Origin of the sequence: Lysinibacillus sp. CNPSo 3705 (assembly GCF_028674935.1) — a bacterium.
GTDB lineage: Bacteria > Bacillota > Bacilli > Bacillales_A > Planococcaceae > Lysinibacillus.
This window is the reverse complement of sequence record NZ_JAQZSD010000099.1, coordinates 1-11332: the sequence shown is the minus strand read 5'-3', so window position 1 is coordinate 11332 and position 11332 is coordinate 1. Positions and strand designations below refer to the sequence as shown.

Here is an 11332-nt window from a genome sequence, read left to right as displayed (position 1 = left end):
CTAATGTAAACCTAAAAATATCCATAGTAATATTGGTATAATAGTTTTAGGATTTTTTCCTTATTGAGGTAAAAAAACAATAAATGGGTGGGGTGTTTATGCTAATTATAATTTTAATATCGATAGTGATAAGCTTTTACTTTATGGAAAAACATTATCGGAAAAGTGTCTATTATAAACAGACAAAAAATAATTACTTTGCAGTTAAACTAAATAAAGGGAGAAATGGTGAGTACTTAACATCGAAGATTATTGAACGGCATGCCTTACAAAGTCATAGACAATTATTAAATGTCTATATTCCAAAAAGAAATTCAGATGAATTAACGGAGATTGATTTACTTTATATTGATCGAACTGGTCTTTATGTAATTGAGTCAAAAAACTATAGTGGTTGGATTTTTGGCAATGAAACACAACAACAATGGACACAAACGATGCCGAATAAGAAAAAATATAAATTTTTTAATCCAATCCGTCAAAATGCTACGCATATCCGTGCAATTCAAGATTTTTTAGACCTCCCGAAAGATGCAATTCATTCAGTCATTGTTTTTAGTGAACGCTGTACATTAAAAAAAGTGGTAGTAACTTCCCAAAATGTTCATGTTATAAAACGAGAGAATGTTGGGCGTTTTATCCAAACACAAAAGCAAACTGCAAAACAGTTTTTCTCTCAAGACGATATTCAAGCAATTTACAATAAGCTTGTACCTCAAATGCAAGTATCCAATGAAGTCAAAAAACAACATATTCAAACGATTCAGCAGAAATATGGAAAATAATCTTATGTAAAGGGGACAGTTGGCATGCCAATATACAATAAATTAGTACGTGATTTAATTCCTCAAGTAATTGAAGAGAATGGTAAAACATGTAGCATAAGAGAATTAGAACAAGGAGAACACTTAGAGGAAATAAAAGTGAAAATGCAAGAAGAAGCATTAGAATTTCTAGAGGCAGCCTCACCAAAAGAGGCCGTTGAGGAACTTGCGGATATTTTAGAATTAGTACATACAGCTATACAAATGTACGACGTGCCCTATGAACAATTAGAACAAATACGTGCTCAGAAGAAGAGCAAATGCGGAGGCTTTGCGAAAGGTATATATTTAGTTGAGGTGAAGGAGTAGGAGGAAGCATGTCGCATGAATTAAAGGTCGGTGAAATACGTGAACAATAGGTAACTGAGGATCAGATTTGGCATCATCTGAATAATTTTTACTATCGTTCATCAGTCGCAACTTCTTATAAGTATGTGTTTTTAAAGCATTGCTTGAAAATTTATACAATGTAGATGAAAAGTTAATACTCAATTTATATGATTACTCAATAATGAACGGATATACGACGTTATGAGAACCAAGGAAGGTACACAAGGTAAAAAATCAATTTTATGACGGAATAACACAAGATTAATTCTGATATATTTTACATTTCTTAGGAAGTGTAATTATTGCAAGTGTTGTCACGTTTGATAATCCTATTAGTTCAAGATATAGTTCTTATTACAGGTACACTAAGGAGGAATGAATATGGCTGAAATTAAATACGAAATTGTTGAAACAGTTGCGGTATTATCCGAAGGCAATAAAGGATGGAAAAAAGAATTGAATCTAATTAGCTGGAATGGTCATGAGCCGAAATACGATATTAGAGATTGGTCGGAAGATCGTACAAAGATGGGGAAGGGTGTTACGTTGTCACTGTCTGAATTACAGCTTTTGAAAGAGTCATTAGCTAAATTGTCAGACTTAAACTAATGTACAGAGCAACTCTTTAGAGTTGTTTGACTAATTATGTAAGTGAGTAGCAATTTTAAATTTTCTGGGGATTTTCCATAGAATATATTTCGTAAAATTGTTAGACTAACAATAGCAACAATTCATAATGCAGGTGGCGGCTGAACTCCCTTTTGAAGGGGGGTGAGGCGGATGACAGTATTTGAAGCATTCAGTTTGATTGTGCAGTGTAGCCTTTTGCTAATTGCAGTACTGACACTGATGCTTAGCATTATTGTCTCTCAAAATAAAAAGAAATAGCCACCCTGCCGGCTAAGTAAGGTGGCTATTGCTATAACTTTAACTTGGTCAGCCGCTATCGTTGCGGCATGATTGTTGCTTTGACTGGATGTTGACGCATCCAGTCTTTTTTATTCTATATTTAGTGTATCATATTTATTCGAAAAAGAACATTTTTCTTCATTTTAGCGAGCATTTTATGCCAAGCGTAATTGATACAGTCTTTCTCTTGGATTAAATGAATTTTGCGATGTCATTTAGCGCTAAACGAGATGAGCCGTAAGCTGGTGCTGCTGCTTTTCCGATAGCGATTAAGACAATTGGCACTAGATTATCTGTTAATGCAAAGCGCTTCGCAAAAGCCTCTTTATTGAAGCCACCCATTGTAACTGTATCATAGCCCATATCTTTTGCTAAAAGCATGATTTGCATAGAAATTAAGCCTGCATCAAATGTAGCTATATTTTTTAGAACTTCTGTCGGAAGGTTTGAATAAATCTTTAATGAATTTTCAATCATCATGTTTTTTGTTGCTTCATCCATATAGCCAAGCTCGACGTTTTTTGTATAGATTTCTTCAACATTATTGTACATTGCGGTATCGCCTAGAACCGCAATGATGGCAGACGCAGTTTCTACTTGCTCCTGGTTATTTGCAATTAAACGTAGTTCCTTTTTTACTTCCTCATCTTGGATCACTAAAAAGCGCCAAGGTTGTAAATTACTTGATGATGGAGCGGTTGTTGCCTTCACAAGTAATTCCTCTAAATCTGATTGAGGAATTTTATAAGTAGCTTCATATTTACGAACAGATTTACGATCATGCATTACTTTATTTAAATAACTTATTGGTGTAGTCAAAGTCAAAAGATCTCCTTTATTTTTGATGAGATTTTACTATACGATATACTTTTTGAAATTCCAAGTAAATTGCTCGAAATTGATTAACTTCTGTCAACGGGTGTCCAAACAGCTGCGCTACACTTCCGCGCAAAAAACCTGTGTTGACCTAAAGCCTCCACGGATTTCAGACGCGATGATGCTAGGGCATAATCGATAATTATTATTTAAATTTAAATGCCTCGAAGTCAACGTTTATATCTTTATTGTGGGTTTTCAATTGCTTGGCAAAATGTTTTAGCATTTTTTCGGGGCCACACATAAAAATACTTGTTTGTGGGGGCACTGAAAAATTTTCAAATGAAAGCCTGTCCATTTGGGTAGTATCAATAAAGTTCACTTTGAATTGTTGATTAGTTATTGCATACTCCTGTAAAAAATCTTTATAGATAGCATTGTTTTGACCATGATAAGTGTAAAATAACTCAATATTACGATCCAATGGTTGTGATTGCAAATAAGATAAAAATGGAGTAATCCCTATACCCCCAGCTATCCAAATTTGTTTTTGCGTTCCATTTTCAAAGTTTAAATGACCATAAGGACCATCAAGTGTGATGGGTGTATTCAGTTGAACTGAATCATATACTTTTTTTGTGAAATCACCAACCGCCTTTATAGTGACAAATAATTTTTTTCCATCGCCACCTGAAATTGAAAAGGGATGAGGCGCCTTTTCTATGCCATCTTGCATAATTTTGATAAAAATAAATTGTCCATGACGAAAGGGGAGGCTTCTTTCAAGAGTTAGCTCCAGTTCAATAACATTGGAGCTCATTTTCTTGATTCCTGTAATGTTGCCTGTATATTTGAAAAACATATCCTGATACATCGTCAGCATATATAATGCGGACATAAATCCAATAGTTGTAGTAATTGCTGTGAAAATTCCTAAAGGTGTAGGCTGCAATAAATCGTATCTGCTTGAAAAATAGGCATGATAAATTCCAAATGTATAAGGAATAAGCATTAACCGATGAAAGATGCGCCAGTGCTCATATTTTAGAAATTTAGCAAAAAGCGCAATGACAATTAACGCTATGAAACCATATTGACCAAGTGATCCTAGTTCTTTCGCAAATTCACTAAGTGAAGTTCTTTGTACTTTATCCCAGTGGGGGACCAGATCTTGTAATTGACCATGAATTACCACTAATACTAGTGAAAAAATGGCTAAAGATTTATGATAAAAATAAACATTTTCTAGACCATGGAACCAACGCTCAAACATTTTCATTCTTGTTGCTAGCAAAAAGACAAGAAAGAAGCCTGTAATAGCCATGCCCCCAATGATGTGGCTGAGCCTGTTAACTGACTGAATAGGTTCTATAGGTGTAGCGAAAGACCACAGTAAAGCACTACTACTCATAATTAGTATGATAAACAAAATTCCTTTGATAGATTTCATAAATAACCTCCAATATTCATTTTTATCTCTAAATACCTTATATATACAATAAGAACCTGAAATGTTTCTGATATTTTTAATTTGATATGAAAGTTATTTGTTAACAAAAAAGGGATTATACGTTCGGAATATATGTTCCCTTTTGCGCTGGGGTGTGTTAAATTAAGAAGGGTAAAAATATAGAGATATAAGGAGTAGAAGTAAATAATGCAAGGGAATACACATATTATCGGGGGCATCACTGCTAGCCTTGCTTTTGCACAAATTTCTAATGATAATCCACTTGTTTTAGTAGGAGCGGGCGTTATCGGTGCATTACTTCCAGATATTTGCCATGGAGGCAGCAAAATCGGGAGGAAGTTTCCCGTTATTTCAAAGATCGTCAATACTTTGTTTGGACATCGTTCATTTACACATAGTTTGCTTTTTTTATTTCTAGTAGGGATGTTACTACATACGTTTATACCTTACGAATCCATTTCACTAGGCATTTTATTAGGGATGGCAAGTCATGTTTTCCTTGATATGGGGACGAAGAAGGGTGTTAAGCTGTTCTTCCCAGTATCCATTTCAGTACGTCTACCTATGACTATAAAAACGGGTAGTAAAGCTGAAAAGGTAGTATTTATGTTGTTAACGATGCTTTCAGTCTTTTTTAGTTATGAAATGATTGTTAATCTAGTTCAGTCCGTATAACTAAAACAGCCCCAGTACGAGAATTTCTCATACTGGGGCTGTTTAAATGGTATAAGTTTTAGTCAGCCTGTACCTCTTCGACTGTTTGTTCTACTTCTGCTCGTGACATTTTTTCACGACCTTCTTGCATTGCCTTCAATGTTTTATGGGCTAATGCAAGTGGTAGACGACAGAATAATAATACAGTACGTTTATTAATATCTTTCATATAAAGATCCGCTTTCGCGAGATTTTCCTCTGCATATGCAAATAAATCTTCACGTGTCCAGCCATCAGGAACGAAACTTACTCCGCGCTCGTCCATATCCTCATGCTGATTACGTAAAATATTGACTGCTTGGAGACCACGGCCATAGCCAATAGCTAAATCGCGATCTGTTTGAATGTCAGCACCCCACGCCCAAAGCTCAGACAGCATTGTCCCAACAAGCCCTGCAACGTAGTATGTATAATCATCTAAATCCTCTCGCGTATGCACCTGCCAGTTTGCTTTTGCCCATTTTGCCATCCCAAATGCCATTTCACTTGTTGAAGCTTGGACAATTTTACGGGAGCCCTCAGGACAAAACGTTAGCCAATCTGCTAAACGAAGAGATACTTCAGGTAGCTGATCTACATATGGCGCTAATAATGCTTCATAGGCATCAGCATTAAATGATTCCTTTAATAACTCACTTGTTGCATTAAGTAAATCGAATTTTACGTCATTAGAAAGGTTTTCATGATCCTCAATTTCATCTATGGCACGCATTGCTAAATACGCGGCTGCCACAGATAATTTTAAATCGTTTTTTAAAAAAGTAATCGGTATATAAAAAGTGCGACTAGTTTCCTTTAAAACCTGCATCGCTTCTTTATAAAGTTTTTTTTGATCTTTCACTTGTATTCCTCCGTTCAAATGGTCACACATCTATAGTATATCGTATCGTAAAAATGATGAAAGATAAAACAGATTGTTCAATTTATAATCAACTATTTTCAAATGGTATAAATTAAGACAAAGTGGGGATTAATAACGAATAACGAGATTGCAATTTTTATAGGTAGGACTTCAATAGCAAAATTGATTTCAAGAAGCGAACTTTTGGAAGATATCAGCTAATTCCCCTAGGAGTCGCCATCAACTAGTTCATATGACATACGTTTTTTAGTTTTATCAGAACACTTTCAGGAATTAGCGCTCAACTTTTAATTTTTAACTAGAAACTATAATGCACTGAGTGTCATTGCATTTTCAGTTCTTTTGTGTTTTTATAGTAGAATAATGTTAAAGTTATAAAAATGCGACGAAAATCGTGTGATTAATAGAAAAAAATTGATATTTTTCGTCTTTTTTTCATGAAAGTTTGCTAAGTTATTGCACATTTATTTCAACAGCGTTAAAGTTTAGGAAGGACAGAGATACAACTTCACTTTTCGAGTAATTGTAGCAGTTGATTTACTTTCGGTACTGAAATACAATACATCGGATTTTGGCACAATAACTCCTTGCAAAATCCGTGATATTTGTGGAGGCATGAACGTTATTCAACGGGCTTCTAATCGCCTCTTGAATACAAGCAAAATCTAGTATATATCTCACCATCTGAAATAGAGATTGTACGTAAAGTCAAAGGAGAATGGTATGCCAAAGGCTATAGGTATTGATGCAGGCGGAACATTGACAAAAGTTGCTTATTTAGATGAGCATAATGAGCTCGTTTTAATAACTTTCCCGTCAAATGATTTGCTAGCAGTGCAGAATTGGATTATTAATCATCCAGATATTGAGGATATTGGAGTTACGGGAGGGCGTACAGAACAATTACTGGATGTCATCAAAACAATGAAATCGATTCATTATATAGTAGAGTTTGAAGCCACATTGAAGGGCGTTCGATTTTTATTGCATAAAGAGGGCTACTTCTTTGAGAGAAGTATGATTACTAATATTGGTACTGGTACTTCAATTCATTATATGGAAGATAATACGCATGTTCGTGTTGGTGGTACTGGCGTTGGTGGTGGAACATTGATTGGATTGTCAGCGCTTACAACTGGCATCACGGATTACAATGAAATAAGAGAACTGGCCTCTAAAGGTAATCGAGAAGAGATTGATTTACTAGTAAAGGATATTTATCAAGGGATGGACACACCTATTGATGGGCAACTGACAGCTAGTAATTTTGGGAAAGTTGGTATTACGGAATCCATCAAACATCCAACAGAAGATATTATTGCAACTGTACAAGGACTAGTAGGTGAGGTTATTACCACACTTAGTATTCAATATGCTGAAGAAAAAAATGCTCAACATATCGTTTATATTGGCTCAACTTTAAGTAATAATGATCATCTTACACGTGTTATTGCCAATTACACTCGTACGAAAAAGCATACACCTGTCTTTATTAATGACCACGGTTTTTCAGGTGCAGTTGGTGCATTATTAAATATAACTGAATATACGATTGTCTAAATACAATGTGCATTACTAATTAAAGTTAGTGATGTGCATTTTTTTTATCTTCATTCCGTAGAAGAGTTCTACGTATAAGGAGGATGAAAACAGAGCGACGGAAAGAAGAGCTGAACGAATCAGATGTGGTTCGTTTTTCCAAACAACTACTGTAAAAGACGCCACATCCTGCGGCAATTTGTCTGTGTGAAAGCGTAAACAACAACAAAACAACAACACAGGACTGTGTGACCAACTTCATGCCGCTTTCGCGATGTTGGCCCAAAGCCTCATTCGGACGCAATTATACCAAGGCGAAAATTGATTGGACTGGAAACCTTTTAGTAATGCCTGCAGTTATCCCCAAAGCATAAAACCTTTTATCCTGAGCACATTACATGTAGGAGGTGAATATCCGTGGCCAATAGAAACACCAATAGAAACAACAAAAACAACAATAAAACAATGAATGTGAGAACGCATAATCCTTTTGATACCTACAAAAAAATAGACCTCGATAAATCAAATAGTAATAACAATAACCCGAATGACAATCTCAATGAAGAATTCGCTGCAGAATTTGATGCGAAAGCCAAAAATAAAGATAATAAAACGAACCATAAGAAAAATCAGCAGTCCAACAAAAATAAATAACCGAAATTGGGGGCTTAAATAATGGCAAAGAAAAATAAAACGAGCTTCAAAAAGAAAAAGAAAGAAGATACACATAAAAGAAATGATCGTGAAGAATATTCAGCAGAATTTAATCAAGTAATTCATAACAATCCTCAACAACCAAAACAATCCAGTAAAAGATAATGAAAATTGCTCCTTAAGGTTGAGAATGCTTAAGGAGCACTTATTTTTTGCTGTTTTGGCTACTTTATACCAAAAAAATTGAAAGGTTGATGAACTTGCGAAAATTTTATGTGAAACTTGGCATTTTTCTTGTCTTGTTTACTGTATTCATCACTCCAACGATTACTTATGCTCAACAGGGAATTCCAGCTCATGCTCAATGGGGAAAAGTAGCGATAAAAGAGACACACGCAAAATACCCTCAAGCAAAAATCCTCGATTATTTGTATGAGGGAAGCGAGGTTGTTGAAGATGCCACTATTGAAAAATTTAAACTTTTGCTAAAGCAAAGTGACAAGGAATTCGGTGTACATGTTCGAATTAAATATGACACCAATACAAAGAAAGTAGTGAAAATTGAATTCCAAGAAACCACTCCATAAAATAAGAGGATGCCTGCTTTCAGGCATCCTCATTCCGTTAGTTTTCTAGCTTTTGAATAAATTCTCGCATTAAGCCAGGTAAATCTGGCCATGCATGACCACTAATTAAATTATCGTCTGTATGAAGATTAGAATCGATATACGTTGCACCTGCTACTTGAACTTCGGGCTTGCAGGCAATATAGGCTGTTAGTTCACGTCCTTTCAATTTTTCTGGGATGGTCGCGAATATTTGAGCTGCGTGACATACAGCAGCGATTGGTTTATTTTTTTCAAAGAAATGGCTCACTAGTGCTGGAACATGTTCATTTAATCGAATATATTCTGGCGCTCGTCCACCAGGAATGATGAGTCCGTCAAATTGTGCTGGATCTACTTCTGCGAAGGATGCGTGTGCTTCTATGCCATATGCTGTACGCTCGATGTATGTATCGATACCTTCGACAAAATCGTGCAATACAGTCTGTAATTTTTTTGCGGATGGTGCTGCAATCGTTACATCATAGCCAGCCTCAAGACAACGGTAATAAGGATAAAAAATTTCTAATGCTTCAACTGCGTCTCCTGCAAGTATTAATACCTTTTTCTCCATGCTTCCATCTCCTTTATTTGTAATCTATTAGCTTAATTCGACACTTTTAAAAAATTCCCTTCTGATAGTTAGTACGTCGGAGAAAATCGCTGATAAAATGTAAGCTAATCACTGATGTACAAATACGTAAGTCGCTGTGGTTATGCGCCATCAAAACTTCAAACACTTTACAGCGAAAAAAATGAAGCGTATAGTATTTATTTAGCTAGGTAAATAAATGGGGAGGACGCTAACATGAATCCTATTTTTCATGCTTTATTCCAAAAAAGTCGTTATTTAACGAATTGTTTAAATGAAGTACTGAAACAGCACGACTTGTATAGCTCACAATGGGCTATTTTATATTGCTTACATAATCATGGGCCAATGACATTAACACAAATTTGGAAGTATTTAAATGTTGAGGCACCGAGTATAACTAGAGCAATTACTCGACTTGAGGCTTTAGGTTGGGTGCTTAGAATGGATGGTGAAGATAAACGTGAAAAAATCGTTACTTTATCACCATATGCAGAGGAACATTTGCCTGCTATCACTGAAACCATCTTAGCTTTTGAGGAAGAAATGGTAGGGGCATTGACTGTTGAAGAACAACAGCAATTTATAATTTTATTGGAAAAAATGAAAGGTTGATAGACGTGCAGCAAGAGGGGAATACAACAATATGGACGAAACGGTTTATTAGTCTCTTTTTAACAAATATCTCGGTATTTTTTGTTTTTTATGGATTGGTAACGACTTTGCCGTTATATGCGATCGGTGAGTTGCATCAGACAGACAAGGAAGCGGGATTGTTAATATCAGGATTTTTATTATCAGCTATTATAGTTCGTCCTTTTTCGGGTAAATTATTAGATGTTTTTGGGAAGAAAAAGCTTTTAGTTATATCAATAATAGGCTATTTTTTATGTACAGTATTCTATTTATTTATTCATCCTTTTGGACTTTTACTAGGATTACGTTTTATTCAAGGGATATTTTTTAGTGTTATTACAACAGCAGCTGGCTCTTTAGCCGCAGATATAGTGCCAGCCAATCGAAAAGGCGCAGGGCTAGGCTATTTTGCAATGTCTACTAACTTAGCAGTAGTTATTGGACCATTTATCGGTTTGCTGCTTATTCAATATAGTAGCTTTAATGTGCTATTTATTGTGATGAGTATTTGTATATTAGCAGGGGGCATTTTAGCTGTAACGATAAATACTGATGATTTATCTAAGTCAGATCATCAGGGTAAATTGACATTTAAATTTAATGATTTATTTGAATATCGTGCACTTCCAGTTGCAGCGATTGCTAGTTTAGTAGCTTTTTCATATTCGAGTGTTTTATCGTTTTTATCAGTCTACGCTCAGCAAAAAGATTTAATGGCTGTAGCGAGTCTATTTTATGCAGTTTTTGCCGCAGCAATGCTTATTACACGTCCATATACAGGCAAACTTTATGATACAAAAGGGCCGCAGTTTGTTATTATACCTGGTATTATACTCTTTGCTATCGGTCTTGTTATGCTCGCATTTGTCTCAGGACCAGCACTATTTTTATTGGCAGCCATTTTTATTGGATTTGGCTATGGGGCAGTAACTACAAGCTTACAAGCATTAGCTATACAGTCTACATCACATACACGCAGCGGTTATGCAACAGCAACGTTCTTTACGATGTTTGACATTGGTATTGCGCTTGGCTCTTATATTTTAGGAATGGTGGCCGTGCAAGTAGGCTATTCTTCTGTCTATCTAACTGGAGCAGGCTCGCTAGTTGTAGTCTTTATCATTTATTTAATACGTTTATTAAAAATAAAAGCGAAAAAAGTAGCACATGTATAAATAAAAAACAGTTGGGGCATCCCGTGGGTACTGAAAAACTTACGGTTTTATAATAGCGAACCTTTTTCAGATAAAAATAAGGCACTTCCTGTTCAAAATTGAACAAGAAGTGCCTTATTTCTGTCTCTATTCCTTATTCATTTTCGTTTAGTAGCTTTAATATCCGTTTCAAATTGACAGCGAATATCGTTGTAGCACCTTGAAT

General features: G+C 35.4%; 15 protein-coding genes. 11 read left to right on the top strand and 4 right to left on the bottom strand.

The genetic code is table 11. The features are described 5' to 3' along the window. Positions 1-98 precede the first annotated feature (98 nt). From PVA17_RS23290 to PVA17_RS23275, 4 genes are all read left to right on the top strand, one after another. A complete protein-coding gene (locus PVA17_RS23290) occupies positions 99-785 on the top strand; it encodes a nuclease-related domain-containing protein (RefSeq protein ID WP_248718556.1) in 687 nt (228 codons plus the stop codon). A gap of 24 nt (positions 786-809) precedes the next feature. Next, positions 810-1133: a nucleoside triphosphate pyrophosphohydrolase gene (locus PVA17_RS23285; protein ID WP_132358939.1), complete on the top strand. Its 324-nt coding sequence runs from the start codon at positions 810-812 to the stop codon at positions 1131-1133. Positions 1134-1535: 402 nt separating this feature from the next. Then, the gene (locus PVA17_RS23280) at positions 1536-1763 is read left to right on the top strand and encodes a YdbC family protein (protein ID WP_274069129.1); all 228 of its coding nucleotides are present in this window, start codon (positions 1536-1538) and stop codon (positions 1761-1763) included. Positions 1764-1934: 171 nt separating this feature from the next. After that, positions 1935-2042: a putative holin-like toxin gene (locus PVA17_RS23275; protein WP_220443510.1), complete on the top strand. Its 108-nt coding sequence runs from the start codon at positions 1935-1937 to the stop codon at positions 2040-2042. Between the two features lie 213 nt (positions 2043-2255). On the opposite strand, the gene PVA17_RS23270 is transcribed toward PVA17_RS23275, so the two are convergent. Together PVA17_RS23270 and PVA17_RS23265 are read right to left on the bottom strand one after the other, a co-directional pair. Further along, on the bottom strand, positions 2256-2849 hold the full coding sequence (locus tag PVA17_RS23270; protein WP_132359439.1) for a nitroreductase family protein: 594 nt from the start codon (positions 2847-2849) through the stop codon (positions 2256-2258). Between the two features lie 235 nt (positions 2850-3084). After that, a complete protein-coding gene (locus PVA17_RS23265; protein ID WP_274069128.1) occupies positions 3085-4329 on the bottom strand; it encodes a ferredoxin reductase family protein in 1245 nt (414 codons plus the stop codon). Between the two features lie 207 nt (positions 4330-4536). Here PVA17_RS23265 and PVA17_RS23260 point away from each other — a divergent pair, with 207 nt between their 5' ends. Next, entirely contained in the window at positions 4537-5025 is a 489-nt protein-coding gene (locus PVA17_RS23260; RefSeq protein WP_132358933.1) for a metal-dependent hydrolase, read from the top strand. A gap of 58 nt (positions 5026-5083) precedes the next feature. On the opposite strand, the gene PVA17_RS23255 is transcribed toward PVA17_RS23260, so the two are convergent. After that, on the bottom strand, positions 5084-5905 hold the full coding sequence (locus tag PVA17_RS23255; RefSeq protein WP_132358930.1) for a squalene/phytoene synthase family protein: 822 nt from the start codon (positions 5903-5905) through the stop codon (positions 5084-5086). A 744-nt stretch (positions 5906-6649) separates the two neighbouring features. Here PVA17_RS23255 and coaW point away from each other — a divergent pair. From coaW to PVA17_RS23235, 4 genes are all read left to right on the top strand, one after another. Beyond that, positions 6650-7486 carry a type II pantothenate kinase gene (gene coaW / locus PVA17_RS23250; RefSeq protein ID WP_142508241.1) on the top strand — a complete coding sequence of 279 codons (837 nt, stop codon included), beginning with the start codon at positions 6650-6652 and terminating at the stop codon, positions 7484-7486. A 396-nt stretch (positions 7487-7882) separates the two neighbouring features. Next, entirely contained in the window at positions 7883-8119 is a 237-nt protein-coding gene (locus PVA17_RS23245) for a hypothetical protein (RefSeq protein WP_400719611.1), read from the top strand. Between the two features lie 21 nt (positions 8120-8140). Next, positions 8141-8284: a hypothetical protein gene (locus tag PVA17_RS23240; protein WP_185903432.1), complete on the top strand. Its 144-nt coding sequence runs from the start codon at positions 8141-8143 to the stop codon at positions 8282-8284. Between the two features lie 95 nt (positions 8285-8379). Then, positions 8380-8706 (top strand): DUF3889 domain-containing protein, encoded by a 327-nt coding sequence (locus PVA17_RS23235; RefSeq protein ID WP_132358925.1) that lies wholly within the window; start codon positions 8380-8382, stop codon positions 8704-8706. A gap of 37 nt (positions 8707-8743) precedes the next feature. On the opposite strand, the gene PVA17_RS23230 is transcribed toward PVA17_RS23235, so the two are convergent. Beyond that, the gene (locus PVA17_RS23230) at positions 8744-9298 is read right to left on the bottom strand and encodes a DJ-1/PfpI family protein (protein ID WP_274069127.1); all 555 of its coding nucleotides are present in this window, start codon (positions 9296-9298) and stop codon (positions 8744-8746) included. 234 nt (positions 9299-9532) lie between these two features. Between PVA17_RS23230 and PVA17_RS23225 the strand changes: the two genes are divergently transcribed. Together PVA17_RS23225 and PVA17_RS23220 are read left to right on the top strand one after the other, a co-directional pair. After that, positions 9533-9931: a MarR family winged helix-turn-helix transcriptional regulator gene (locus tag PVA17_RS23225; RefSeq protein WP_274069126.1), complete on the top strand. Its 399-nt coding sequence runs from the start codon at positions 9533-9535 to the stop codon at positions 9929-9931. Continuing rightward, positions 9931-11127, top strand: coding sequence for an MFS transporter (locus tag PVA17_RS23220; protein ID WP_274069130.1), 1197 nt, complete (start codon positions 9931-9933; stop codon positions 11125-11127). Before PVA17_RS23225 ends, PVA17_RS23220 begins: the two co-directional genes overlap by 1 nt. Positions 11128-11332 lie beyond the last annotated feature (205 nt).

What these genes read in the sequence shown, in the direction of transcription:
- PVA17_RS23290 (WP_248718556.1), top strand. Translation starts at nt 99, where the DNA reads ATGCTAATTATAATTTTAATATCGATAGTGATAAGCTTTTACTTTATG.
- PVA17_RS23285 (WP_132358939.1), top strand. Translation starts at nt 810, where the DNA reads ATGCCAATATACAATAAATTAGTACGTGATTTAATTCCTCAAGTAATT.
- PVA17_RS23280 (WP_274069129.1), top strand. Translation starts at nt 1,536, where the DNA reads ATGGCTGAAATTAAATACGAAATTGTTGAAACAGTTGCGGTATTATCC.
- PVA17_RS23275 (WP_220443510.1), top strand. Translation starts at nt 1,935, where the DNA reads ATGACAGTATTTGAAGCATTCAGTTTGATTGTGCAGTGTAGCCTTTTG.
- PVA17_RS23270 (WP_132359439.1), bottom strand. Translation starts at nt 2,849, where the DNA reads ATGCATGATCGTAAATCTGTTCGTAAATATGAAGCTACTTATAAAATT.
- PVA17_RS23265 (WP_274069128.1), bottom strand. Translation starts at nt 4,329, where the DNA reads ATGAAATCTATCAAAGGAATTTTGTTTATCATACTAATTATGAGTAGT.
- PVA17_RS23260 (WP_132358933.1), top strand. Translation starts at nt 4,537, where the DNA reads ATGCAAGGGAATACACATATTATCGGGGGCATCACTGCTAGCCTTGCT.
- coaW (WP_142508241.1), top strand. Translation starts at nt 6,650, where the DNA reads ATGCCAAAGGCTATAGGTATTGATGCAGGCGGAACATTGACAAAAGTT.
- PVA17_RS23240 (WP_185903432.1), top strand. Translation starts at nt 8,141, where the DNA reads ATGGCAAAGAAAAATAAAACGAGCTTCAAAAAGAAAAAGAAAGAAGAT.
- PVA17_RS23230 (WP_274069127.1), bottom strand. Translation starts at nt 9,298, where the DNA reads ATGGAGAAAAAGGTATTAATACTTGCAGGAGACGCAGTTGAAGCATTA.
- PVA17_RS23225 (WP_274069126.1), top strand. Translation starts at nt 9,533, where the DNA reads ATGAATCCTATTTTTCATGCTTTATTCCAAAAAAGTCGTTATTTAACG.